This window comes from Candidatus Zixiibacteriota bacterium (assembly GCA_040753875.1).
Taxonomy (GTDB): Bacteria; Zixibacteria; MSB-5A5; order GN15; family FEB-12; genus DATKJY01.
Genome location: JBFMDV010000002.1, coordinates 70,995 through 92,512, shown reverse-complemented (window position 1 = coordinate 92,512; position 21,518 = coordinate 70,995). Strand labels below are relative to the sequence as shown.

General features: G+C 57.1%; 36 protein-coding genes, 3 tRNA genes and 1 pseudogene. All 40 read right to left on the bottom strand.

Annotated features, from left to right (window positions below; translation table 11 throughout):
• Positions 1-7 precede the first annotated feature (7 nt).
• The 40 genes and pseudogenes from AB1644_01045 to rpsS all read right to left on the bottom strand — a co-directional run bounded on the left by AB1644_01045 (position 8) and on the right by rpsS (position 21,505).
• A complete protein-coding gene (locus tag AB1644_01045) occupies positions 8-694 on the bottom strand; it encodes a tetratricopeptide repeat protein (protein ID MEW6049639.1) in 687 nt (228 codons plus the stop codon).
• A 115-nt stretch (positions 695-809) separates the two neighbouring features.
• Positions 810-2,231: a hypothetical protein gene (locus AB1644_01040; GenBank protein ID MEW6049638.1), complete on the bottom strand. Its 1,422-nt coding sequence runs from the start codon at positions 2,229-2,231 to the stop codon at positions 810-812.
• Between the two features lie 198 nt (positions 2,232-2,429).
• Positions 2,430-2,503 (bottom strand) — tRNA-Arg (locus tag AB1644_01035).
• Between the two features lie 59 nt (positions 2,504-2,562).
• Entirely contained in the window at positions 2,563-3,087 is a 525-nt protein-coding gene (locus AB1644_01030; protein ID MEW6049637.1) for an adenine phosphoribosyltransferase, read from the bottom strand.
• Between the two features lie 7 nt (positions 3,088-3,094).
• Positions 3,095-3,373, bottom strand: a complete 279-nt coding sequence (locus AB1644_01025) for an acylphosphatase (protein ID MEW6049636.1) — start codon at positions 3,371-3,373, stop codon at positions 3,095-3,097.
• Positions 3,370-3,843, bottom strand: a complete 474-nt coding sequence (locus AB1644_01020) for a TIGR00725 family protein (GenBank protein ID MEW6049635.1) — start codon at positions 3,841-3,843, stop codon at positions 3,370-3,372. Before AB1644_01020 ends, AB1644_01025 begins: the two co-directional genes overlap by 4 nt.
• Positions 3,844-3,918: 75 nt before the next feature.
• Positions 3,919-3,991 (bottom strand) — tRNA-Pro (locus AB1644_01015).
• A gap of 99 nt (positions 3,992-4,090) precedes the next feature.
• Positions 4,091-4,849, bottom strand: a complete 759-nt coding sequence (surE, locus tag AB1644_01010; protein ID MEW6049634.1) for a 5'/3'-nucleotidase SurE — start codon at positions 4,847-4,849, stop codon at positions 4,091-4,093.
• A gap of 133 nt (positions 4,850-4,982) precedes the next feature.
• The gene (locus AB1644_01005; GenBank protein MEW6049633.1) at positions 4,983-5,666 is read right to left on the bottom strand and encodes a glycosyltransferase family 2 protein; all 684 of its coding nucleotides are present in this window, start codon (positions 5,664-5,666) and stop codon (positions 4,983-4,985) included.
• Positions 5,667-5,712: 46 nt separating this feature from the next.
• Positions 5,713-5,789 (bottom strand) — tRNA-Pro (locus AB1644_01000).
• A 64-nt stretch (positions 5,790-5,853) separates the two neighbouring features.
• Positions 5,854-6,216: a MerR family transcriptional regulator gene (locus AB1644_00995; GenBank protein ID MEW6049632.1), complete on the bottom strand. Its 363-nt coding sequence runs from the start codon at positions 6,214-6,216 to the stop codon at positions 5,854-5,856.
• 11 nt (positions 6,217-6,227) lie between these two features.
• On the bottom strand, positions 6,228-7,235 hold the full coding sequence (locus AB1644_00990; protein MEW6049631.1) for an NAD(P)H-dependent glycerol-3-phosphate dehydrogenase: 1,008 nt from the start codon (positions 7,233-7,235) through the stop codon (positions 6,228-6,230).
• Positions 7,228-7,884: a glycerol-3-phosphate 1-O-acyltransferase PlsY gene (gene plsY / locus AB1644_00985; GenBank protein ID MEW6049630.1), complete on the bottom strand. Its 657-nt coding sequence runs from the start codon at positions 7,882-7,884 to the stop codon at positions 7,228-7,230. Before plsY ends, AB1644_00990 begins: the two co-directional genes overlap by 8 nt.
• 26 nt (positions 7,885-7,910) lie before the next feature.
• Positions 7,911-8,375 carry a hypothetical protein gene (locus tag AB1644_00980; GenBank protein MEW6049629.1) on the bottom strand — a complete coding sequence of 155 codons (465 nt, stop codon included), beginning with the start codon at positions 8,373-8,375 and terminating at the stop codon, positions 7,911-7,913.
• Between the two features lie 223 nt (positions 8,376-8,598).
• Positions 8,599-9,072, bottom strand: a complete 474-nt coding sequence (rplQ, locus tag AB1644_00975; protein ID MEW6049628.1) for a 50S ribosomal protein L17 — start codon at positions 9,070-9,072, stop codon at positions 8,599-8,601.
• A 14-nt stretch (positions 9,073-9,086) separates the two neighbouring features.
• The gene (locus AB1644_00970; protein ID MEW6049627.1) at positions 9,087-10,073 is read right to left on the bottom strand and encodes a DNA-directed RNA polymerase subunit alpha; all 987 of its coding nucleotides are present in this window, start codon (positions 10,071-10,073) and stop codon (positions 9,087-9,089) included.
• 28 nt (positions 10,074-10,101) lie between these two features.
• The gene (rpsD, locus tag AB1644_00965; protein ID MEW6049626.1) at positions 10,102-10,728 is read right to left on the bottom strand and encodes a 30S ribosomal protein S4; all 627 of its coding nucleotides are present in this window, start codon (positions 10,726-10,728) and stop codon (positions 10,102-10,104) included.
• A gap of 34 nt (positions 10,729-10,762) precedes the next feature.
• Entirely contained in the window at positions 10,763-11,155 is a 393-nt protein-coding gene (gene rpsK / locus AB1644_00960) for a 30S ribosomal protein S11 (protein MEW6049625.1), read from the bottom strand.
• 26 nt (positions 11,156-11,181) lie between these two features.
• The gene (rpsM, locus tag AB1644_00955) at positions 11,182-11,568 is read right to left on the bottom strand and encodes a 30S ribosomal protein S13 (GenBank protein ID MEW6049624.1); all 387 of its coding nucleotides are present in this window, start codon (positions 11,566-11,568) and stop codon (positions 11,182-11,184) included.
• A 34-nt stretch (positions 11,569-11,602) separates the two neighbouring features.
• Positions 11,603-11,719 carry a 50S ribosomal protein L36 gene (gene rpmJ / locus AB1644_00950; GenBank protein ID MEW6049623.1) on the bottom strand — a complete coding sequence of 39 codons (117 nt, stop codon included), beginning with the start codon at positions 11,717-11,719 and terminating at the stop codon, positions 11,603-11,605.
• Between the two features lie 22 nt (positions 11,720-11,741).
• A complete protein-coding gene (infA, locus tag AB1644_00945) occupies positions 11,742-11,960 on the bottom strand; it encodes a translation initiation factor IF-1 (GenBank protein ID MEW6049622.1) in 219 nt (72 codons plus the stop codon).
• An 8-nt stretch (positions 11,961-11,968) separates the two neighbouring features.
• Positions 11,969-12,715 carry a type I methionyl aminopeptidase gene (map, locus tag AB1644_00940; GenBank protein ID MEW6049621.1) on the bottom strand — a complete coding sequence of 249 codons (747 nt, stop codon included), beginning with the start codon at positions 12,713-12,715 and terminating at the stop codon, positions 11,969-11,971.
• Complete coding sequence (locus AB1644_00935; GenBank protein ID MEW6049620.1) at positions 12,712-13,368, bottom strand: adenylate kinase; 657 nt, start codon at positions 13,366-13,368, stop codon at positions 12,712-12,714. The genes map and AB1644_00935 overlap by 4 nt, the downstream gene beginning before the upstream one ends.
• Positions 13,369-13,370: 2 nt before the next feature.
• On the bottom strand, positions 13,371-14,678 hold the full coding sequence (gene secY, locus AB1644_00930) for a preprotein translocase subunit SecY (GenBank protein ID MEW6049619.1): 1,308 nt from the start codon (positions 14,676-14,678) through the stop codon (positions 13,371-13,373).
• Complete coding sequence (gene rplO / locus AB1644_00925) at positions 14,678-15,115, bottom strand: 50S ribosomal protein L15 (protein MEW6049618.1); 438 nt, start codon at positions 15,113-15,115, stop codon at positions 14,678-14,680. Before rplO ends, secY begins: the two co-directional genes overlap by 1 nt.
• A 15-nt stretch (positions 15,116-15,130) precedes the next feature.
• Positions 15,131-15,313, bottom strand: coding sequence for a 50S ribosomal protein L30 (gene rpmD, locus AB1644_00920; protein ID MEW6049617.1), 183 nt, complete (start codon positions 15,311-15,313; stop codon positions 15,131-15,133).
• A gap of 29 nt (positions 15,314-15,342) precedes the next feature.
• Positions 15,343-15,825: a 30S ribosomal protein S5 gene (gene rpsE, locus AB1644_00915; protein MEW6049616.1), complete on the bottom strand. Its 483-nt coding sequence runs from the start codon at positions 15,823-15,825 to the stop codon at positions 15,343-15,345.
• 37 nt (positions 15,826-15,862) lie between these two features.
• The gene (gene rplR, locus AB1644_00910; protein MEW6049615.1) at positions 15,863-16,234 is read right to left on the bottom strand and encodes a 50S ribosomal protein L18; all 372 of its coding nucleotides are present in this window, start codon (positions 16,232-16,234) and stop codon (positions 15,863-15,865) included.
• A 27-nt stretch (positions 16,235-16,261) separates the two neighbouring features.
• A complete protein-coding gene (gene rplF, locus AB1644_00905) occupies positions 16,262-16,801 on the bottom strand; it encodes a 50S ribosomal protein L6 (protein MEW6049614.1) in 540 nt (179 codons plus the stop codon).
• A 15-nt stretch (positions 16,802-16,816) separates the two neighbouring features.
• Positions 16,817-17,218 (bottom strand): 30S ribosomal protein S8, encoded by a 402-nt coding sequence (gene rpsH / locus AB1644_00900; protein MEW6049613.1) that lies wholly within the window; start codon positions 17,216-17,218, stop codon positions 16,817-16,819.
• 32 nt (positions 17,219-17,250) lie between these two features.
• Positions 17,251-17,436, bottom strand: a complete 186-nt coding sequence (locus tag AB1644_00895; GenBank protein MEW6049612.1) for a type Z 30S ribosomal protein S14 — start codon at positions 17,434-17,436, stop codon at positions 17,251-17,253.
• 7 nt (positions 17,437-17,443) lie between these two features.
• Positions 17,444-17,986, bottom strand: a complete 543-nt coding sequence (rplE, locus tag AB1644_00890) for a 50S ribosomal protein L5 (GenBank protein MEW6049611.1) — start codon at positions 17,984-17,986, stop codon at positions 17,444-17,446.
• A gap of 12 nt (positions 17,987-17,998) precedes the next feature.
• Positions 17,999-18,316, bottom strand: coding sequence for a 50S ribosomal protein L24 (gene rplX / locus AB1644_00885; protein ID MEW6049610.1), 318 nt, complete (start codon positions 18,314-18,316; stop codon positions 17,999-18,001).
• A gap of 15 nt (positions 18,317-18,331) precedes the next feature.
• Positions 18,332-18,697, bottom strand: coding sequence for a 50S ribosomal protein L14 (gene rplN, locus AB1644_00880; GenBank protein MEW6049609.1), 366 nt, complete (start codon positions 18,695-18,697; stop codon positions 18,332-18,334).
• 39 nt (positions 18,698-18,736) lie between these two features.
• Positions 18,737-19,006: a 30S ribosomal protein S17 gene (rpsQ, locus tag AB1644_00875; protein MEW6049608.1), complete on the bottom strand. Its 270-nt coding sequence runs from the start codon at positions 19,004-19,006 to the stop codon at positions 18,737-18,739.
• A 74-nt stretch (positions 19,007-19,080) separates the two neighbouring features.
• A pseudogene (gene rpmC, locus AB1644_00870) lies at positions 19,081-19,278 on the bottom strand (50S ribosomal protein L29).
• Positions 19,279-19,280: 2 nt separating this feature from the next.
• Entirely contained in the window at positions 19,281-19,703 is a 423-nt protein-coding gene (gene rplP, locus AB1644_00865) for a 50S ribosomal protein L16 (GenBank protein MEW6049607.1), read from the bottom strand.
• A gap of 33 nt (positions 19,704-19,736) precedes the next feature.
• The gene (gene rpsC, locus AB1644_00860; GenBank protein MEW6049606.1) at positions 19,737-20,642 is read right to left on the bottom strand and encodes a 30S ribosomal protein S3; all 906 of its coding nucleotides are present in this window, start codon (positions 20,640-20,642) and stop codon (positions 19,737-19,739) included.
• Positions 20,643-20,674: 32 nt separating this feature from the next.
• Positions 20,675-21,199, bottom strand: a complete 525-nt coding sequence (gene rplV, locus AB1644_00855) for a 50S ribosomal protein L22 (GenBank protein ID MEW6049605.1) — start codon at positions 21,197-21,199, stop codon at positions 20,675-20,677.
• Between the two features lie 3 nt (positions 21,200-21,202).
• Positions 21,203-21,505 carry a 30S ribosomal protein S19 gene (gene rpsS, locus AB1644_00850; GenBank protein ID MEW6049604.1) on the bottom strand — a complete coding sequence of 101 codons (303 nt, stop codon included), beginning with the start codon at positions 21,503-21,505 and terminating at the stop codon, positions 21,203-21,205.
• Between the last annotated feature and the right edge of the window lie 13 nt (positions 21,506-21,518).

Sequence of the window (21,518 nt, the reverse complement as noted above, 5' to 3'; positions counted from 1 at the left end):
ATCAGTCTTATGAACCGGTCTGGCCGTGTCCCTTTTCGGCGTACAACTCCAGGGCGCGGGAGACGATTTCGGTCCCTTTGTACCTGGTGGATATGTCATCGAGACGCGCCTTGGCTTTGGCGTCATCTCCAATGTTAAGATAGCAGCGCATCGCCGAGAGGTTATAGTCACCGGCGAGCGGGCCATCGGAATATGCCTCAAACGCGGCGAGATATTTGGCGGCGGCCTCGCTGTAGTTCCCCTGGTTTTCCTGGCAGGCCGCTATGCCGGCCAGGGCAGCAGCGCGATAAAGCTGGTTGTCTTTATACTTGGCGAGGTACATGTCATAATACCGGATCGCCTCGGGGTAGTTGCGCTGGGCGAAATTCACTTTGCCCAGGAGGAAAGTGGCCTGCTCGGCGGCAGGATCGCTGCTGTAGTCCTCGACCACCTGATTCAGCCCGAGGATTGCCACCTGGTTATTCCCCTGTCGATAATCCATGAGCGCGTTGGCCAGCTTGGTTCCGGCCTCGATGGTGCTGCTGCCGCGGGTCTGAATGAAGTAGGTCACCGCCACCACCAGGAGGACCACAACAATCGCGCCGATGACATAGAACTGCCAGTTGTCCATGATGCGGTCTTTGGACGCCAGCATGAAGGTCGCGAATTTGTCCTCTTTGATCTGCCGTCTGGTGAGTTTGACCTTGTTCTGCATTCAGTACCTCGAATTATCCTCTATCATTATCCGTTGTATCGGACCGTTGTGGCCGGGGCATAAGGGTCGTCCGGTCCTTTGGGCCGCACGACCTGAACTATTCTCAACCGGTGGCTTAAAAGTACCCCGTGAATGTCAGGGTGAATTGGTGGTTGCGGGCTTTCTCCTCAACATCCGGCATCCGAAGATCATAGACCTGACCGACTTGATAGTTCTGCGTATACGCACCAAAACTATACGCAGCATCAAGGTGAATCTGTGTCCACCGCACGCCAGCCCCCATTGAAAACACTATCTCAGTTGCCCTGGTTGGGCTCGGCAGTGAGTCGGGAGTAACCAGGTGGCCCAGCGAATCTGTGTTGAACGATATTGAAGGCAAGGAGATAACCGGCACCAGAGCAATTCCTGCACGCAGTGGGACAACGGGAAACAGGTGATTCCCTGTCTCCCACAAATACTCTCCGCCCCCGCGAATGGCCACACCATTACTATAGTTTGGATCGAATTCGCTGTAGGCCTCTTCTGTATTACCGCCGGGGAGAATCTTGATCGTATCTCGTGACTTGATTTGTTTGCCACTATACTGTCGCAGTTCGGCATCAAGGGCGAGAAGGAGCTTATCGTTCGGGCGGTATCCAACACCTGCACCTATTATGAGGGGAATCTCGAATTTCCAGAGGTTATTGTCCATATAGATTGTACTGCTGGAAGCCGTATTGACCAGGCCGTTGAAGGAGTTGACGATCGATGATTTTCGATCGTACTCATATTTGAGCGAAAACGGCGTCTTGATCACTAACCCGGCGTCCAGATTATCACTGGTGTGGCGAAAGCCGAGGGTGAAGTTGATACCGCCATACTTCGCCGAATCTATGGTGCTCCCCTGTGAAACCAGCCTCACTAGCTGGACCGTATCCCTGCCGAGGTTGGGAAAGCTATCGATAGTGGTAACGCTTCGAACCTCCGAAATAGCGCTGCCGGTGTACACGTTGATCGAGAACCCAGTTGCAACGCTACGGTACATACGGGTGCCGAAGGCGAAGTTAAGGACAAACGGAGCGGAGTGGTACTCACTGGACCCTTCAGTGTACGCAGGGTACATATTGGTGATCTTAGTGCCAGGCAGCGTAAAACTGAAACGGAAGTCGTAAGCTGAATTGAATGATGAATAGTCGTCAACGACTTTTGAATAACTAACACCACCTACAAACTGATGCCCGCGGACACGGACCGGCGCGATGAAACTCAGGAGCGAAACGCGGTTAAACGAGCCGCTGCGATCGTACTGCGCCTCGACGTTATCAAACTGACCGCGCGGGGCGAACATGCCATAGCTGAACCCGAGCATCGGTTTCTCATGGACGATCAGACCGGCTGGATTCCAGGACGCCGCCGAAACATCATCGGAAACTCCGTAGAATGCTTTGCCCATCCCCTCAGCACGTGCTCCCGCGCCTGTGAAATCGAATGTGACCTGAGCCAAAGCCGAGCCGGCCACCAGCAGGATGACACCAACAGTTCCCAAAAACCCTTTCATCCCGAAGACTCCTTATATTCCCAACCTAATCATTCTTATTCATGACGCACGAGCGTCAAAAACTGAGCAACAAATATATGCCTGCCGCATCCGGTCTGTCAAACGATTTCGCGGCGTTTTTTCGGCGGTATCCCCATAGATTCAAAGGAGTTGGCGGCAGGGTCCGGCTGGCGGTATTCGAGGTGGGCTAACAGAATATACCCCCGGCAGGAATTGAACCTGCGACCTGCGGTTTAGGAAACCGTCGCTCTATCCAACTGAGCTACGGGGGCATGGCTTCGCGGACAGGCAACAGTAAGGTACGACGCGAGCCGAATCCGTGCAAGTATTGCTACTCAGAGTCGTAGGAGACCAGGTAGTGCACCGGATAGCGAGCCAGTTTCTCCTTAAAAGGAAGAAACGTCAGGGCAATCACGCTGGAGATACCGGCCACGGTCCCGCCCAGTTGCTCCACGAGACGGCAGGCGGCCACCAACGTGCCACCGGTGGCGATGAGATCGTCGACGATCATCACTCGTTCGCCCTTGGAAACGGCATCGGCATGCAGCTCCAGTTTGTCAGTGCCGTACTCAAGCGAGTATTCCTGAGAAATAGTCTTATGCGGCAATTTGCCCGGTTTGCGAGCCGGGACGAAACCAAGGTTGAGACGGTCGGCCAGGGCGGCACCGAGTACGAAGCCGCGTGCCTCCACCCCCAGAATCTTTTCGGCCCGCTGAGAACGGACGAACTTCTCCATGGCATCGAGCGCCATATCGAAGCCTCGAGGGTTTTGGAACAGAGTGGTGATATCGTAGAAATTGATCCCCGGCTTGGGGAAACCCGGGACGGTTCGGATAAATTGCTTTAGTTCTTCCATGGTGCCTTCACCGTGTTATATCGAATCGATGGAAATTACCCGTGAATTTGGTCCAGCGCACGTTGACATCGGAGACAATAGCGCTATATGGTCCGACCTTGAGTTCTTGGATCAACGTCTCGATGAGCGTTCGGTCCCCCTCGGCCATAATGGAAACGGAACCATCAGAGAGATTCCTCACCCGGCCGGTCAGCCCAATTTCGTTGGCCCTGGTCCAGACAAAATGGCGATAGCCCACTCCCTGTACTTGGCCACGAACCCGTATCTCGGCACCGACATCGTTCATAGACTCTTAGTCGCCAGCTCCAACGCCAGTCGGGCTGCCTCGGTCGGGGATTCCACCTGGATGACCTCATCTCCCATCTTCCAGGCGCCGACCGAAACCAAGGGCTTGCCAAAGATCATGGCAAAGGCCATTTCGGTGAGCGTGCCGTATTTCCCGGGGAGCGCGATCACAGCATCGGCAGAGCGGATAACCAAAATGTTGCGCGCCTCGCCGAAACCGGTGGGGATTACATAATCGATGAAATCGTTAGCGGTGGATTTGTTTTCGCCGGGGATTATGCCAATGGTTGTGCCTCCAGCCTCTTTAGCGCCGCGGGCGGCTCCCTCCATGACGCCGCCGAGCCCGCCACAGACGATGACCCCGCCATGTTCGGCAACATAGCGGCCAATCTCAGCGGCCTCGTCCCGCAGTTTTTTGGAGCTTTTGCCGGCCCCAACGACGGCAATTACCGGCTTGCGATAGGGAGTCATGGAAAAATGCTCGTGACGATGACCTGCGTGTTCTGGTCGGCCTTGCTGCCTGAAGCCCCACTCCCTGGCACAAAATCGGGGCGACTGGATTTGAACCAGCGACCTCTTAGTCCCGAACCAAGCGCGCTACCAACTGCGCTACGCCCCGAATGTATCAAAGCATATCAGTATAAACCGCCGCGACAGTTTGTCAACTGTTTTGTCGGTAGCGTAGACCCTGACATCCCTTCCTATGGTCGCAACATGACTAAAGTCGCAATTTGAAATCGCGCAGGCGTTGAAGGGCTATGGCGTCAGTGAAGTCGATCTTCATTGGAGTTACTGAAACCACCCCGCGGTGGACCGCCTCAAAATCGGACTGGGTAGTGCTTTTCCACTGGGGTCTGCCGCCAATCCAATAGTATGACCGACCTCGCGGATCGGTCTTGTGTATCACGACATCCTTGTACAGGCGGACTCCCTGGCGGGTGAATTCGAATTTACGATATGGTCTGCCATTGTCGGGCGGCAAATTGATATTGATGAAGCTTGAAGCCTCGAGCTGAAGCGCGTCATAATGGTCCGCGAAGCGCGCCACGAACCGCGCAGCACGCACCATAGACATCGTCGGCTCCCATTGCACCATCGACACCGCGATGGACGGTATTTTGAGAATAGCCCCTTCGATAGCAGCCGCCACCGTTCCCGAATAGGTGATGTCGTCCCCCATGTTGCCTCCGTGATTGATGCCGGAGATAATCATGTCGGGACGTCGCCGCTTGAACAGCAGATGTAGCCCCAGCATGACGCAATCCGTGGGTGTGCCGTCGGTGGCGTAGCGGCGCTTATCCAACCGGTGCATACGGAGCGGCCGATTAAGCGTCAGAGAATGGGAACTGGCTGATTGCTCGCGATCCGGCGCTACCATGTAGACATCAACCTTCTTCGAAAGAACATCGAACAGCGCGTTGATGCCATCGGAGCGATAGCCGTCATCATTGGTGACCAGGATGAGCTTTCGGGCCATATGCACCAGTGTAGAAGGAACCAGGACGAAAAGCAAGTGGCAGGGTGATTCGGCGGGTGTGGCACGCACCAGGTAGGGATTGCTTCGGCGAAGCGCCTCGCAATGACTATGACGGACTCTTCCTCCCCTGCTCTCAGCACCAAATCCGCCGCCATATCTGCCGGACAAACCGAAGCGTATCTTTGAACGGATTGATGAACGAGTGAGACCCCTCGTAGATTGTGGGGATGTTCACCTCGGCAACGGGGCAACCAATGGCCCCGGCTTTGAACAACATCTCGGATTCCAGGTCATAGTTAATCGTTCGGAGCGGTAGTAATTTCAACAGACCGCATGGTATCAGCCGATAGCCCGACTGGCTGTCGCGCACCCGCTGAGTCGAGAACACGGATATTATCAACGAGGTCAGGTTATTGGTCAGCCAGCGGTCGAACGGCATGACCTTCCGGTCCATCTTGCGGGTGCCGATGATAACCCGTCGACCGTTATCGAGCGCGAAAAACTCCGGCAGGCGTTCCGGCGCATGTTGCAGGTCGGCATCAATGGTAAGAACAGACCGATAGCTGTGCTTGACGGCGTATTCGAATCCGGCTATCAGTGCCGCTCCCTTGCCGCGATTGCGCGGGAAAGAGATATAGTTGACATTGGCCTGCTTGATCAGTTCGAAACTGCTGTCGGTGGAACCATCGTTTATCAGCAAGAGGTTTTCGTCACAGACAAACTGGCGGATTCGCCGAATGAGTTCCGGCAGGTACTTTTCCGCGTTGTAGACCGGGACCACGACGAGCGCTGAGAATTCTGCTTGTGCATGTTGCATCTGTAGGTTCTACACCTGACCCGGAACCGGGGACGATGCCTGGATATGGTCGGAGCGAGCCGATTCGAACGGCCGACCTCTCGCACCCCAAGCGAGTGCGCTAACCAACTGCGCTACGCTCCGACAGGGCCTGTCGAGCTGCTCGAAACAACCCGGCAACCGGAATGTAGTCCAAATCGGCCGAGTCTCAAGGGAAAAATTTCAGGAGTTCGTCGATGTCCTTGCGCAGTTTCCCGACAAGTGTGCGGATCCTGGCCTTGAAGATGAGTTCCGAGTTCTCCTCGGACCCGCGGTTGAGCATCAACTTGGTGCGAGCGCCGGCGATAGTCAGTTTTTCCTTAGTGCGGAGGTGGTGGATCCGGTTGATGAGCTCGATATCCTTGGACGTATACAAGCGGTTGCCACCCCGGTTCTTCTTGGGACGAAGCGTCGGAAACTCCTTCTCCCAATAGCGCAGGACATACTGTTCCAAACCGGTCATTTGTGACACCTCGCTGATGGAGTAATAGAGCTTGCCATTAGTGACGGCGTCCAGTTTCATCGCGCTCATAGCACTGCCCTCTATTGCCAGACTTCCGCTTTGAGTGTTCGTCCCATCAAATGGGCCACCGCCTCAGCCGGTGGCTTGTTATCAAAAAGTACGCGATAGACCTCATTGGTGATCGGCATTTCCACCCCTTCCCGTTGAGAAAGTGCATGCGCGGAGCGTGTCGTTTCCACACCCTCGGCTACCATGGTCATGGAAGCCAAAACGGATGCCAGCGTTTCTTCCCTCCCAATCCGTTCCCCAACTGAGCGGTTGCGGCTGTGCCGTGAGGTACAGGTGGCCACCAGGTCACCGAGTCCCGAGAGACCAGCGAACGTCTCAGCTCTTGCCCCCATCGCCAGCCCCAGTCGCGTGATCTCCGCAAGGCCGCGGGTGATCAAAGCGCCTTTGGTGTTGTCGCCAAAACCGAGACCGTCGACAATCCCCGCCGCCAGTGCAATGACGTTCTTCAGTGAACCGCCAAGCTCCACACCGATCACGTCAGTGCTTGTGTAGGCTCGGAAGGTACTTCCGCTCAACAGAGTTTGCACCTTGGCGACAAACGGTTCGGAAATTCCAGCCGCGACGATGGTAGTCGGCATGTCCAGTATAACCTCTTCGGCATGCGACGGACCTGACACGGTGGCGACAGACTCCGGACCACAATCCAGTACCCTGCGGATCATCTCGGACATCCGCATTAGTGTGGTGGTCTCTATACCCTTGGCCAGGTTCACCAATCCGATCCGGGGACGCTGATTTCGCGGCAGTCGGGTCAGCACACTCCGAAGAAACTGCGAGGGGACTGCCAGCAGCCACCAATCGCATCCGGCTGTAGCCGAAGGCAGATCATCGGAGATCAATACCGAATCATTAAGCCGCATTGCAGGCAGGCGTTGCGCATTCCCCCGGGTTGTGATAAGGGTACGATATTCAACAGGGTCGTACGCCCAAAGAGTCACATGGCACCCTTTACGGTCCAGATGGCGCGCCATAGCCATACCCCATGAACCGGCGCCGATAATACCGACACGCTCAGCCATGTGAGCCGGACTCCCTGGTCGGAGAAGTGAACGAAAAACGGTTTTCGGTACCGTCCACCAGGCGGCGAATGTTGGAACGATGTGCGAGCACAACGATGACCATCATGACCAGACCCAGACCGACATAGATGAGGGACAGCTCACGGTGAAGCGCGAATCGCTCGATAAGGAGTACCGCGGCCAAACCGGTTGCCCCCAGCATTGAACCGAGGGAAATATAACGCGTGAGCGCAACGGTTGCAAGGAAGAGTATGAGGCAAATCGCGGTTTCGAGTGGAAGCAGTGTGACCATGACCCCCAACGCAGTGTTGACTCCCTTACCGCCGCGGAACTTTAAGTAGACTGGGAATATGTGGCCGATTACTGCCGCTAAACCACATAAGGTGAAGAACAACTCACGCGGCATGAGATCCTGGTCGACGACTCTCGCAAGCGGCACCGCCACAGCCCCTTTGCCAATGTCAAGCACGTACACCCACACGGCCGCCTTGGGCCCGATCACACGCCACACGTTGGTAGCGCCAATATTGCGTGAACCCAGTGCGCGAATATCCGGGACACCGAACCCGCGCGCCACCAACAGGCCAAAAGGCACGGCGCCAAGCAGATAGGAAAGGACCATCGGCCAAAGTGACGTTATACCGGACATGGAGGAGTCACCAGATCACGCCTGTCCTACTTACTCGTGTCCTGTTGATTTTCGGCTGTGGTGTCCGGCACCGGTTCTTCGGCCGGTGCAACAGTCCCGCCGCCGAGCGTATCGAGCTCGGGGAAATAGTCCAACATAGCGTCTTCGAGATCGCCGATTTCCGCCGAATCAAGCTTCTTGTCGGCCATCACAGCCTGCACGGTGTTCATGAACTGGCTGTATCTGGTATAATCGAGCGGTTCGAATTGCAGCCGCTGCGTAAACGAATCGGTAAGTGAAAAGAACATGGTGGTGTCGATCCCCTCGACGGGGTGCTGACGGAGCTCGGTCTTGAAGGCTGAGATGACAGTTGTGGCGCCGAATTTCGCCAGATCGTCGCGTTTGACGTAGCAGGTGATTGCTGCGATTATGATGAGCAGCAGCAGAACGCCGGCGACGATGAGCGCCACCAGACATCCTTTGGACATTCCCTTCTTTTGAACCTGTTCCATGGCTCCCCTGTGAGTTGAAGGTTTATACTTGGTACGAACTTGTGGCGAATGCAGCTTCGACGCTTTGATGCAAGCGGTTCATGATACCAGATTAAAGAATCACTTAACGAAGATTTATATAACGATGAACCGTGACCTTCACAAGCGATTTGCGTAGCGCCAATAAAAAAACCCGCCAGTCGGCGGGTTTGGTACGATTCTTGTTGCGAGTGCCTTACAGAAACTACTTGGCCGATGCCTTCGTTTTCCTGGTGGTCGCTTTTGACGGCTTCGCGGCTTTGGCGCTCCCCTTCTCGCCCTTTTTTGCCTTCTTGCCTTTTGCTTCTTCCGTTTCAACCGGAGCTGCGGTCAGCAACTCGACAACAGACATCGGGGCGCCGTCGCCGCGACGGACCCCCAGCTTGATGACGCGGGTGAAGCCCGAATTCCGCTCTGCGAATTGCGGCACGATCTCGCCGTAGAGCTTTGTGAAAACCTCTTTGACGTGAACGGTTCGACCCACCTCTCGTTTTGAGGCGAGCGTGTTTTTCTTCGCGGTCACGATCAACCGGTCAACCAGAGGGCGCAGGGCTTTGGCCCTGGCATCGGTAGTGCGGATGACGCGGTGCTGAAAGAGCGACATCGCCATATTGGCCAGCATGGCCTCACGATGCGACCTGGTCCGGTTCAGTTTGGCAACTTTGTCCTGATGTCCCATTTCTCTATCTCAATTTAGACTTTCTTGACAGGCTCCAGAAAACGGGAGATGTCCATCCCGAAGGACAGGTCCATCTGCTCCAGCAGCGTGCCGATCTCGTTGAGCGATTTGCGGCCGAAATTGCGGTACTTGAGCATCTCGGCTTCGCTCTTGGTGACCAGATCCGCCAGGGTCTGGATGTTGGCGGCGCGCAGGCAATTGGAGGACCGAACCGACAACTCCAGCTCTTCGACTCGCGTCTTGAGCAAGTTTCGAATCCGCAGCGTTTCCTCGTCCTCGTGCGGCTCTTCCTCGACCATCACCTGCTCGTCCATGTGAATGAACATCTGCAAGTGGTCTTTGATCAGCTTGGCGGCATAGCTGAGTGCGTCTTCCGGCGTGATGGCGCCGTTGGTGGTGATCTCCATGATCAGTCGATCATAGTCGGTCTTCTGACCGACACGGGTGTTTTCCACCTGATAGGCGACCTTGGTCACCGGCGAAAACAGCGAGTCCACGAAGATCGTCCCAACCGGGGCATCGGGGCGCTTGTTCGTGTCGGCGATGCTGTAGCCGCGGCCGGAGTCGATATCGATCTCCATTTCAAATTCCACGTTGTCCGTCAGCTCGCAGATCGGCTGCTCGGGATTGAGGATCTCGATATCCGGCGTTCCCTCGAACATGCCGGCGGTCAGCTTTCCTTTCTGATTCGATTTCAGGTGAAGCGTGACCATCTCATCGCCGTGCTGACGCACGATGATCCCTTTGACGTTGAGGACGATATTGGTGACATCCTCGAACACGCCCGGGATGGTGGCGAATTCGTGTAACGCGCTCTTGACGCGGATCGACACGACCGCGGCGCCCTGAATCGACGACAGCAGGACACGGCGCAGACAATTGCCGAGCGTCACCCCGTAGCCGCGTTCAAGCGGCTCGATGGTAAAGCGCGAGTAGTTTTCCGTTGCCGAGGACTGGTCGCACACGACCTCCTTGGGCATTGTTAATGGCTTCCATTTCATCTTGGTCTTAACCTCCCAGACGGCAACATTACTTGGAGTACAACTCGACGACCAGCTGTTCGTTTGCGGTCAACGGAATTTCAGACCGTTGCGGAACCGCCAGGAGCTCACCTTCGAGCGCTGCTTTATTTAGGCGCAACCACGGAATCTCCTCACCGCGTCCCATCTTGAGCGCGGCGTGGACTATATCCAGACCCTTGGATTTGTCGCGGACCCGGATGCGCTGGTTAGGTTTCACTTGGTACGAGGGAATGTCCACGGTCTGGCCATCGACCAGTATGTGGCGATGGCGGACCAGTTGGCGGGCCGCCTTGCGCGATGGCGCAAAGCCGAGGCGATACACCAGGTTGTCCAAACGACATTCCAGAAACCGGATCAGATTCTCACCGGTAATACCGGTTTTGGCTTCACCCTTCTCAAAGTAATTGTGAAACTGTGTTTCCAGCACGCCATAGGTGCGGCGGATTTTCTGTTTCTCCCTTAACTGCAGGCCGTACGCCGATACCTTCCGGCGAAGCGTCTGGCCATGCTGCCCGGGGACATACTGCCGCCGCTCGATCGCGCACTTGTCGGTAAAACAGCGGGCGCCCTTCAAAAAGAGCTTCTCGCCTTCCCGACGGCACAGCTTACAATTGGCGTCACGATAACGAGCCATCGACTCTCCTATTACAACTCAACACTACATTCACTCACACGCGGCGACGCTTGGGGGGACGGCACCCGTTGTGTGGAATCGGCGTGACATCCTTGATGAGCGTGACCTCGAGGCCGGCCGCCGACAGCGACCGAATAGCCGCCTCGCGACCGCCGCCCGGACCCTTGACCCAGACTTCGACGCGACGCACCCCCATATCGAGCGCCTCTTTGGCGGCAGAAGCCGCAGCCATCTGCGCCGCGAACGGCGTGGACTTCTTGGATCCTTTGAACCCGACTTTGCCGGCACTGCCCCACGAGACGGTACGCCCCGACGAATCGGTGATCGTCACCAACGTGTTGTTGAATGTCGCCTTGACGAAGACAACTCCGTTGGAGTCGGTTGGCCGCGTTTTCTTCTTGATGCGTTTCTTTTTTGGTTCCGCCACAAGTAACCTCTATACGTAATCGATTCTTAGACTTTGCCGGCCGGCTTCTTTTTCAGGCCGCCTACGGATTTGCGCGGGCCCTTGCGCGTACGCGCGTTGGTCTTCGTGCGCTGGCCGCGGACTGGAAGTCCCCGGCGATGCCGCAGGCCGCGATAGCTGCCGATATCGATAAGCCGTTTGATATTCATGTTTATCTCGCCGCGCAGAGCCCCCTCCACCGAGTAGTCGTTTTCGATGACCCGGCGAAGTTTAGTGACATCGTCGTCCGAAAGCTTGGCGACGCGCACATCGGGATTCACACCCGTCTTTTGCAGAATCTCCTGGGCAGTCCGGTGACCGATCCCGAAGATATAGGTCAGACCTACCTCGATACGCTTGTCCTTGGGGAGATCAACTCCAGCGATACGGGCCAAGTAACACCTCTTCTCTATTCACACTAACGTTTTCTCAACCCTGACGCTGCTTGTGGCTGGGGTTCTTGAAACAGATGACCCGCAGCACGCCGCGCCGCCTGATCACCTTGCAGTGCTCGCAACGCTTCTTGATAGCCGAACGAACTTTCATATCCGCACCAGTCCTTTTCCGCTCACTTGTATCGATACGTGATCCGACCGCGACTGAGATCGTAGGGCGACAATTCCAGTGTCACCTTGTCGCCCGGCAGGATCTTGATAAAATGCATTCTCATTTTTCCCGATATATGCGCGAGCACGACATGACCATTATCCAACTCAACGCGAAACATCGCGTTGGGCAGCGGTTCAATCACCTTGCCTTCAACAGTAATGGTCTCTTCTTTCGCCATACTCCTCGCTATGCCAGGGTCAGGATATCCGGGCCGTTGTCGGTAATTGCGACCGTGTGCTCGAAATGAGCCGACGGCATCCCGTCTGCCGTCACCACTGTCCAGCCGTCAGGCATCGTCTTGACATCATACGTGCCCATGTTGATCATAGGCTCGATGGCGAGGACCATGCCGCTTTGCAGGGTCGGCCCTTCCGAAGGAGAACCGAAATTGGGAACCTGGGGTTCCTCGTGCATTTTCCGGCCGATGCCGTGTCCGACCAACTGTCGGACCACTCCATACCCCTGACTCTCCGCAACCAGTTGAACAGCTGCGGAAACCTGACCTAATCTATTGCCTTTGCGAGCCTTGTCAATACCCGCCATCAGCGCTTTCCGAGTGTACTCCATAAGCCGCTTCTTCTCGGGGCTCACCTCACCGATAGGGAAAGTTCGGGCGGAGTCACCGTAGTACTTGTCTACGATCGTACCGATATCCACCGAAACGATCTCGCCTTCGCGGAGCGCCCGTTTGCCAGGTATCCCGTGCACCACTTCGTCGTCGATGGAGACGCACGCCGAAGCGGGATATCCCTGGTAATTCTTGAATGCCGGGATAGCCCCATGAGACCGAATGAAATCCTCAACCAGGAGATCAAGCTGTTCTGTGGTCAAGCCCGGTTCGATCTCCTGTTCGACCATATCGAGGGTCATAGCCACCAGTCGGCCGGCCCGCCGCATGATCTCGATTTCCTCCGGTGATTTCAAGACGATCACAAGGCTCCTACGTTATCCGTCACTTTAAGTAACGCCGCAAAGACACTATCCGGCAATTGGTTGCCTTGTATCTCAGTCAACACCGATTCCCGGCGATAAAAATCCTCGATTGGCCGGGTCTGTGTCCGGTACACAACGAGACGGTTTCTGACGACCGCTTCTTCGTCATCGGGGCGTCGCTGAAGAGGTTCTTTGTCCTTGTCACACTGTCCGGCCACTTTGGGAAGTGCCAGCGGGTAGTTGTATCCGGCGTTGCATTTCGGGCAATGCCAGCGACCGGAAAGGCGCTTCACCAGTTCCTCTTCGGGAACGCTGAACAGAATGGCACGGTCAAGATTCATATTGTGCCGCGCCAGCATCTCTTTGAGACTCTCGGCTTGCGGAATTGTTCGCGGGAAACCATCAAGGATGAACCCGTTCCGAAGTTCTCCCGCGGATATCTTGTCCTCGATCAAACCGATTATCAGCGCATCCGGCACCAGTTCCCCCCTGGTCATGTATGCTTCCGCCTTTTTGCCAAGAGGAGTTCCCTTCCTGACCGCTTCGCGGAGCACGTCCCCGGTCGACAAATGCACCACGTGTCTGGCCGCCGAGAGGCGGGCCGCCTGGGTACCTTTGCCGGAACCGGGAGGACCAAGGAAGACGAGATTCATACTTACATCGACCTCCCACGAATGCGCCCCTTCTTGAGGAACCCATCGTAATGCCGCATCAGCAAGTGCGACTCGATCTGCTGCAGGGTATCGAGCGCCACACCGACCACGATCAGAAGGCCGGTGCCGCCGAAGAAGAAGTTGACATTGAACTGTCCGATCAACAACCACGGCAGCACGGCAATCGCCGCAAAAAACACGGCGCCCGGGAGTGTGATGCGCGTGAGTATCTTCTCTATGTAGTCGGACGTATTCTTACCTGGCCGTATGCCGGGAATGTAACCGCCGTTCTTGCGCATGTTGTCCGCGATTTCCACCGGATTGTAGACAATCGCCGTATAGAAATACGCGAAGAAAATGATTATCAGCGCATAGATGAGTGAATACCACCACCCTCCCGGGGCAAGCCAGACCGAGACCAGGTTCTGTACCCAGTCGGTGTTTGGAAACAATTGGGCGAAGGTCGACGGCAGGAACATGATCGACTGCGCGAAAATGATCGGGATGACGCCGGCGGAGTTGACCGATAGCGGCAGGTGCGTGGTGGCGCCGCCGAATACCTTGCGGCCGATCACCTTGCGCGGGTACTGCACCGGCACGCGGCGCTGCGCGCGGGTTATCATAATGACGGCCGTGACGACAAACACCATCGCGGCCACCATGATTATCTCCAGGTAGAACGGCCGGGTGCCGTTCCAGACAAACAACACTTCATCGACAATCGCTTCGGGGAACCGGGCGATAATGCCGATGAAAATGATGAGCGAAATACCGTTGCCGATACCGCGCTCCGTGATCTGCTCACCCAGCCACATGATGAAGATGGTACCGCAGGTGAAGGTGAGGATCGTCAGTGGAATGAAGGACGCCGTCGCCATGTGAACGGCATTGATGCCGTTGTAATTGATGGTCGTAATGAATCCGGCCGTGCCCCAGGCCTGCAATGCTGCAATCAGCACTGTCAGATAGCGAGTGTACTGGGTGATTTTACGGCGTCCTTCCTCGCCTTCGCGCTGGAGCCGCTGCAGGAACGGCACTACCGCCCCGAGCAACTGAAGCATGATCGACGCCGAGATGTACGGCATGATGCCCATGGCAAAGATGGTGGCCTTGGCAAAGGCGCCGCCTGCGAAAAGATCGAGCAAGCCGAAGATCGACTGCTGCGATAGCGCCGCCGCCAGCACGGAGCCATCGACCCCGGGGGTCGGGATGTGACCGCCAATACGGTACACAACAAGCAGGGCGAAGGTGTAGAAAATCCTTCGCCGCAGCTCTTCAACCTTAAAGATCGAATTGAAGGTTTCTAACACTAAATCACCTCGGTCTTGCCGCCCGCGGCGGTAATCTTCTCGACGGCCGACTTGGAGAAGGCGGCCGCTTTCACCACAAGCGCTTTATCAACAGTACCGTTGCCGAGAATTTTTACTGGGATACAGGTGCTCTTGATGAGGCCCACGGATTTCAGCGTGTCGACCGTTACTTCGCCCACATCGCAGCGGGACAGGTCGGCCACGTTGACCACCTGGAATTCCGTCTTGAAGATATTCGTAAAACCGCGCTTGGGAAGACGCCGATGCAACGGCATCTGCCCGCCCTCGAACCCGGCCTTCATATGGGCGCCGCTGCGAGCCTTGGACCCCTTGTGACCGCGGCCCGAGGTTTCGCCCATGCCGGAGCCGGGACCGCGTCCCACGCGCTTGCGAGCCTTCTTCGCCCCTTTGGGTGGTTTCAGTGAATGTAGATCCATTGAGACGCTGCTCCTTTATTCCACCTCTTCCACCTTCACAAGGTGTCGGACGGCATTGATCATCCCGCGGATCTGGGGCGTGTCGTTGTGCACCGCGGTGCTGTGAGGACGACCCAGACCGAGCGCCTTGATAGTCCGCTTCTGCGGTTCTTTGCGCTCGATGATGCTGCGAATCTGTGTAACTTTCAATCTGGCCATGATGACATTTCCTCGCCGTGATCGGACGCCTACGCCTGTTCGCGGAACGCCTGCTCCTGGTCGCGCGTCCGCAGACTCTTCAGGCCGTTCATCGTCGCCTTGACCACGTTGTTGGGGTTGCGGCTGCCGAGCACTTTGGCCAGGATATCCTGAATGCCAGCTGATTCCAGAATCGCACGCGCGGCGCCGCCGGCGATCACGCCGGTTCCGGGAGACGCGGGGCGCATCACAACCGTGGTCGCGCCGAACACGCCGTCGATACGATGCGGAATGGTACCGCTGACCAAGTTCACTTTGGTCATAGCGCGGCGGGCGGCGTCGGTCCCCTTGCGGATCGCTTCAGAAACCTCGGAGGCCTTGCCGAGCCCGATCCCAACCTTGCCGTTGCGATCGCCCACCGCCACCAGGGCCGTGAAGCCGAAACGGCGACCACCCTTGACGACCTTCGCCACACGATTGACGCTGATCACTTTTTCCTCGAGTTCGAGGTTGTCCATTTCAAACTTCGCCAAGCGTCACCTCTTGTATAGCCATATCACAAATCATCCGTTAGAATTTCAGGCCGCCCTCGCGCGCGCCATCGGCGAGCGCTTTGATCCGCCCGTGGAACCGGAATCGGTTGCGATCGAACACGACCGCTTCGATCCCCTTCGACTTGGCCAGCTCGGCGACCTTTTTGCCAACGTGCTTGGCCTGGTCGGTCTTGTTCAGCTTCGCCAGCTCCTTGGCGATGGTGGCCGAATTGGACGCCAGCCCTATCAACGTGACCTTGTTCTCATCGTCCACGATTTGAACGAACACGTTCTTGAGCGACTTGGAAACGCTCAGCCGCGGACGTTCCGCGGTGCCCAGAACGTGGGCGCGAACCCGTCGACGACGGCGTTCCGCTTTCTCGTCTTTCTGAATACCTTTGTCAGCCATATCAACTCACCAATCGCTTTGCTGTCGTTATCCTGCGGTCTTGCCGGCCTTTTGACGTACCTGTTCGCCCACGTACCGGATCCCTTTGCCCTTGTACGGCTCTGGTGGACGGAATGAGCGAAGCTTGGCCGCTGTCTGCCCGACCATCTCCTTGTCGATCCCCTCAATGCGGATCTTGCTCTCCTTCGGTTCAACTGTCACGGTAACCCCGGCCGGCGGCCGAAAGACTATCGGGTGCGAATATCCCAGGTACAGAATGACGGCTTTCCCTTTGAGCTCCGCACGGTAGCCGACACCGACGATCTGCAGCTCCTTGGAGTAACCCTCGGTCACACCCTTGACCATATTCTGAATGAGGGCGCGCGTCAGGCCGTGAAGCGCCCGATATTTCTTGAGGTCGCTCGATCGCGTAACAGACACTTCCTGACCAGTTACCGACGCCGATATCTGCGGGTGGATGGCGCGGGACAGCGAACCCTTGGGGCCGGTGACGGTAATAGATGATCCGGCCAACTCGACCTTGGTCTTCTCGGGGATGACGACCGGCAATTTGCCAATTCGCGACATAGTACTATCCTTCCTCTACCAGCACCGCACCAGCACTTCGCCGCCCACGCCGCGCCGTGCAGCCTCAATATTGGTCATCACGCCGGCTGAGGTCGAGATGATGGTAATTCCCTGCGAGAACCGGGTCGATCGCTTGATATCATCGACGCCAAGATACCGGCGAAGGCCGGGGCTGGAGACTCGCTGGATACCCTTGATGACGGGAACGTCGCCACGGCTGTAACGGAGATACACACGGAGAATCCCCTGCTTGCTATCCGGCAGCGAGATAAAATCCCGCACGAAATGGGTGTCCTTGAGGATACGGACGATCTCCGCTTTCAGTTTCGATGCGGGCACATCCACGGCCGGTTTCTTGGCCTTGGAGCCGTTTCGTATCCGGGTCAACAGGTCAGCGACCGGGTCGGTCATACTCATAACAGCATACTCCCAACAACTCTCAGCAACGGTTACCAGCTGGCCTTGACGACGCCCGGCAAATTGCCGGACAGGGCCATATCACGGAAGCAGATTCGGCACAGACCGAACCGGCGAAGATAGGCGTGCGGCCGACCGCAGCGACGGCAGCGGTGATAGGCGCGGACGGCGAACTTCGGTTTCCGTCTCTGTTTTTCAATCAGGCACTTCTTGGCCATGCGACTCCTACTGTTTCCGGAACGGCATCCCCATCTCGGCCAGCAATTGACGGGCTTCGTCGTCCGTCCTGGCGGTCGTGGTAATGCAGATGGTCATGCCCCGGATCTTATCGATCTTATCGTAGTCGATCTCCGGAAAGATCAATTGTTCTTTCAGTCCCAGGTTGTAATTGCCGCGCCCGTCGAACGACTTAGGGCTGACGCCGCGAAAGTCACGGATACGCGGCATGGCGATATTGACCAGCCGATCAAAGAACTCGTACATGTGCTCGCGTCGCAGCGTGACCATGCAGCCGATCGCCACGCCCTTGCGCAGCTTGAAATTGGAAATGCTCTTGCGCGCCTTGGTCACCAGCGGTTTCTGGCCCGTGATCGCCGTCAGATCCGAAACAGCCGCTTCGAGCGTCTTCGCGTTTTGAGTCGCTTCACCGACGCCGACATTGACGGTGATTTTGGTCATGCGCGGCACCTGCATCGAGGAGGAGTACTTGTTCTCCTTCATCAGCTTGGGCTGCACTTCCTTGATATATTTTTCCTGTAATCTTGTCATAGCCGCCGCCTCTTATAACTGCTCACCTGTCTTGCGGCAAATTCGCACCCGCTGCTTCTTGCCCCCTTCGTCGATCACCTTGGTGCTGACCTTGGTCGGGCCACCAAGCGACGGGCTGTACAGCGCCACATTGCTGATGTGAATGGGCGTTTCCTTCGTAATGATGCCGCCCTTGGGATTTCGCTGGGTGGGGCGCTGGTGCCGCTTGCGACGGCTGATCCCTTCCACGAGCAATGTTCCCTTGTCGGCATTCACGAACAGCACGCGACCGGTCTTGCCTTTGTCCTGTCCGGTCAGGACGTACACGGTATCGTTCTTGCGTATATGCATATCTTCCATCCTCCCTTAGAGCACCTCGGGCGCGAGCGACACGATCTTCATGAACTGTTTCTCGCGCAACTCGCGGGCTACCGGGCCGAAAATGCGGGTGCCCCGGGGTTCGTTCTGCTCATTGATAATGACCGCCGCGTTGTCGCTGAATCGGATCAGCGAGCCGTCCTTGCGCCGGAGCTGGCCACGGGTGCGGACCACGACCGCACGGCACACCTCGGACTTCTTGACGGTGCCGCCGGGGATCGCTTCCTTGACCGCCACGACGATAATGTCGCCGATCGAGGCGGTTCGTTTCCGGCTGCCCAGAATGCGGAAGCACATCGCCCGCTTTGCTCCCGAGTTGTCAGCAACCGACAAGACTGTATATTCCTGAATCATAGCCGAACACCTTCGTTTGACCGCCCGCCTCGGGGTCGTTTACTTCGCCTTTTCCACGATCTCAAGCAAACGCCAGTGCTTGGTCTTGGAGATCGGCCGCGTTTCCATCACGCGCACCAAGTCGCCGATCCTCGCTTCGTTGTTCTCGTCGTGCGCGTACAACTTGGAAAACGTCCGCACCGTCTTCTGATACAGCGCGTGTTTCATGGTCCGGTCGACCCGAACGATGATGCTCTTATGCATCTTGTCCGAAATGACAAAGCCCACGCGGATTTTTCGACGGGTGGTACGGTTGGTCGTCTCAGTCATTGCTGCCGCTCCTGCTCGTTCGTGCTCTTCTTGGACGTGGCGCCGCCCAGAATGGTGGTCTTGCTCTCGGCCAGTTTCCTGATACCGAGCTGGTCTTCATGCAGCACGGTCAACACTCTGGCGATATCGCGCCCAACATGGCGGAGCCGGAGGGGGTTTTCGAGCGCCTTGGTCGATTTGCGCATGCGCAGGTTGAACAGTTCCTCCTGCAGATCGCGATGTTTCTGCAGCAGCTCCTGGCGTGTCAGTTCACGCAGCTCGTGCAGTCTCATGATTATGCACCCTCCGTCTCATGGCGGCCGACAAATCTGGTTTTCAGCGGGAGCTTGTTGGCGGCCAGCCGCAGCGCCTCACGCGCCAGCTTTTCGTCGACACCCTCGATCTCAAACAGCATCCGTCCCGGCTTGACTACCGCCACCCAATATTCCGGTGCCCCTTTGCCCTTCCCCATGCGGGTCTCGGCTGGTTTTTTAGTCACGGGCTTGTCAGGGAAAATGCGGATCCAGATCTTGCCGCCCCGCTTGAGGTGACGGGTCAGGGCCACGCGGGCCGCTTCGATCTGGCGGTTGGTCAGCCAACACGGTTCCAGCGCTTTCAAACCGTATTCGCCAAAGCTGACAGCCGCGCCGGTGGTGGCCTTGCCGGTCATCCGGCCGCGCTGCGCCTTGCGATACTTTGTCCTCTTCGGCATTAACATAGTCTTTACTTCTCCGCCTTGTCGCCGCTGTCGCTACCGCTTTTCATCCGTGCCGTGGCCGGCATTGCGCGATTGATCGCCACCGGCGTTGTCGCTGCGAGGAGCGCCGCTTTCCGGACGCCGGCCGTGCGGTGCAAATCGATCGTCACCCGGACCAGGACCACCGCCTCGCCGGACGCGACCACGCGGGCGTTTCCGACCGCCTCGGTCGCCGCGATCGGGACCACCGTGATCACGCCGAGGACGCGCCATAGGCGCCATTGGCGATTCGGCTTCGGCTTTGGCTTCTTCCTGACGGAAAACGGCCGCCGCATCCAGAACCTCGCCACGACAAATCCATACTTTCACGCCGATGCAACCATACGTGGTGACGGCCGTGGAGGTGCCGTAATCGATATCGGCCCGGAGCGTATGCAGCGGCACGCGCCCTTCCTTGTACTTTTCCGTGCGAGCGATTTCGGCGCCACCGAGGCGCCCGCCGCACTGAATCTTTATTCCCTGAGCGCCCATCTTCATGGTCGCCTGCAAGCTCTTTTTCATGGCGCGGCGGAACGATACGCGTCCCTCAAGTTGCCGGGCAACCGAGTCCGCCACCAGCTTGGCATCCAACTCCGGCTTGCGAACCTCCACGATGTTCAGCATGATGTCTTTCTTGGTGAGCAACTGGAGCTCTTCGCGCAGTTTGTCCACCTCTGCGCCACGACGGCCAATGACGATGCCGGGACGCGCGGTCATGATGTCCACGGTAACTTTCTTCGGCGCGCGGGCGATCACCACATTGGCAATACCGGCATTATCCAGTCGCCGATTGATGTACCGCTTGATCTGCATATCCTCGTGGACGAGGTCGGCAAACTGGCGGTCGGGGGCATACCAGCGACTATTCCACTGCTTGATGATTCCCAGTCGCAAACCGATTGGATTGGTTTTCTGTCCCAAGTTTACTCCCTAACGCTCTCTATTCACCAAACTCATTTTTTCGCGGTTTTCTTCACTGTCTTCTTCGCCGGTGTCTTCGCTTTGGCGGCAACTTTCTTCTTGGCCGGCTTGGCACTCGATGTCTTTTCGGCCTTGGCGCCTGCGACCCCTTCACCGGCCTTCGCAACCGCTTTGGTCTTGTCACCGGCAGCGAGAGCGGGTTTTGGATGCGGCCGCTCGGCCAGGATCACCGTCAGATGGCAGTAGCGCTTACGATACCGGAACACACGACCCATCGACTGAAACCGGATTCGCTTGGCCATCGGGGCGTCGTCGACATAGATGCTCTTGACCATCAGGTCTTCCGGCTTCAGATGCGCCGTCCCCTCGAGCGACAGCGCGTTAGCAGCGGCCGACTTGAGCGTCTTCGCGACATGATGAGCCGCCACGCGCGGCATAAAATTGAGCGCATCGAGCGCCTTCTGTATCGGCATCCCCTGAACCAACTGGGCCACCACGCGCATTTTGCGCGGCGGGATGCTGACATAGCGCAGTCGGGCTGTAGTCGTTACGGCCATATCTTACCCCTGTGGCTGACCCTTGACAGTTGACGTGCGTTCGACCAGTTTGCCGCTGTGGCCGCGGAACGTGCGGGTCGGCGCAAACTCGCCCAGCTTGTGCCCGACCATGTTCTCGGTCACGTAGATGGGGATGAATTTGTTGCCGTTGTGCACGGCAAAGGTGTTCCCCACGAATTCGGGACTGATCGTCGAGCGACGCGACCAGGTCTTGATGACCTTCTTGTCGCCGCTGCGATTAGCGTCTTCGACTTTTTTCAGCAGCGTGGGGTCAATGAACGGACCTTTTTTCAAAGAGCGGGGCATAGCCTATCTCCGT

Coding starts and splice junctions, on each gene's coding strand:
- rplX (MEW6049610.1), bottom strand. CDS start 18,316: ATGCATATACGCAAGAACGATACCGTGTACGTCCTGACCGGACAGGAC.
- rpmD (MEW6049617.1), bottom strand. CDS start 15,313: ATGGCCAGATTGAAAGTTACACAGATTCGCAGCATCATCGAGCGCAAA.
- AB1644_00995 (MEW6049632.1), bottom strand. CDS start 6,216: ATGAGCGCGATGAAACTGGACGCCGTCACTAATGGCAAGCTCTATTAC.
- rpsQ (MEW6049608.1), bottom strand. CDS start 19,006: ATGACTGAGACGACCAACCGTACCACCCGTCGAAAAATCCGCGTGGGC.
- AB1644_00895 (MEW6049612.1), bottom strand. CDS start 17,436: ATGGCCAAGAAGTGCCTGATTGAAAAACAGAGACGGAAACCGAAGTTC.
- rpsH (MEW6049613.1), bottom strand. CDS start 17,218: ATGAGTATGACCGACCCGGTCGCTGACCTGTTGACCCGGATACGAAAC.
- rpsS (MEW6049604.1), bottom strand. CDS start 21,505: ATGCCCCGCTCTTTGAAAAAAGGTCCGTTCATTGACCCCACGCTGCTG.
- surE (MEW6049634.1), bottom strand. CDS start 4,849: ATGGCCCGAAAGCTCATCCTGGTCACCAATGATGACGGCTATCGCTCC.
- rpmJ (MEW6049623.1), bottom strand. CDS start 11,719: ATGAAAGTTCGTTCGGCTATCAAGAAGCGTTGCGAGCACTGCAAGGTG.
- AB1644_01030 (MEW6049637.1), bottom strand. CDS start 3,087: ATGGAAGAACTAAAGCAATTTATCCGAACCGTCCCGGGTTTCCCCAAG.
- rplE (MEW6049611.1), bottom strand. CDS start 17,986: ATGACAAGATTACAGGAAAAATATATCAAGGAAGTGCAGCCCAAGCTG.
- AB1644_00980 (MEW6049629.1), bottom strand. CDS start 8,375: ATGGAACAGGTTCAAAAGAAGGGAATGTCCAAAGGATGTCTGGTGGCG.
- AB1644_01040 (MEW6049638.1), bottom strand. CDS start 2,231: ATGAAAGGGTTTTTGGGAACTGTTGGTGTCATCCTGCTGGTGGCCGGC.
- rplV (MEW6049605.1), bottom strand. CDS start 21,199: ATGGCCGTAACGACTACAGCCCGACTGCGCTATGTCAGCATCCCGCCG.
- infA (MEW6049622.1), bottom strand. CDS start 11,960: ATGGCGAAAGAAGAGACCATTACTGTTGAAGGCAAGGTGATTGAACCG.
- AB1644_01045 (MEW6049639.1), bottom strand. CDS start 694: ATGCAGAACAAGGTCAAACTCACCAGACGGCAGATCAAAGAGGACAAA.
- AB1644_01025 (MEW6049636.1), bottom strand. CDS start 3,373: ATGAACGATGTCGGTGCCGAGATACGGGTTCGTGGCCAAGTACAGGGA.
- rplQ (MEW6049628.1), bottom strand. CDS start 9,072: ATGGGACATCAGGACAAAGTTGCCAAACTGAACCGGACCAGGTCGCAT.
- rplP (MEW6049607.1), bottom strand. CDS start 19,703: ATGTTAATGCCGAAGAGGACAAAGTATCGCAAGGCGCAGCGCGGCCGG.
- AB1644_00935 (MEW6049620.1), bottom strand. CDS start 13,368: ATGAATCTCGTCTTCCTTGGTCCTCCCGGTTCCGGCAAAGGTACCCAG.
- plsY (MEW6049630.1), bottom strand. CDS start 7,884: ATGTCCGGTATAACGTCACTTTGGCCGATGGTCCTTTCCTATCTGCTT.
- rplF (MEW6049614.1), bottom strand. CDS start 16,801: ATGTCGCGAATTGGCAAATTGCCGGTCGTCATCCCCGAGAAGACCAAG.
- AB1644_00970 (MEW6049627.1), bottom strand. CDS start 10,073: ATGAAATGGAAGCCATTAACAATGCCCAAGGAGGTCGTGTGCGACCAG.
- rplO (MEW6049618.1), bottom strand. CDS start 15,115: ATGGATCTACATTCACTGAAACCACCCAAAGGGGCGAAGAAGGCTCGC.
- rplR (MEW6049615.1), bottom strand. CDS start 16,234: ATGGCTGACAAAGGTATTCAGAAAGACGAGAAAGCGGAACGCCGTCGT.
- rpsD (MEW6049626.1), bottom strand. CDS start 10,728: ATGGCTCGTTATCGTGACGCCAATTGTAAGCTGTGCCGTCGGGAAGGC.
- AB1644_00990 (MEW6049631.1), bottom strand. CDS start 7,235: ATGGCTGAGCGTGTCGGTATTATCGGCGCCGGTTCATGGGGTATGGCT.
- AB1644_01020 (MEW6049635.1), bottom strand. CDS start 3,843: ATGACTCCCTATCGCAAGCCGGTAATTGCCGTCGTTGGGGCCGGCAAA.
- AB1644_01005 (MEW6049633.1), bottom strand. CDS start 5,666: ATGCAACATGCACAAGCAGAATTCTCAGCGCTCGTCGTGGTCCCGGTC.
- rplN (MEW6049609.1), bottom strand. CDS start 18,697: ATGATTCAGGAATATACAGTCTTGTCGGTTGCTGACAACTCGGGAGCA.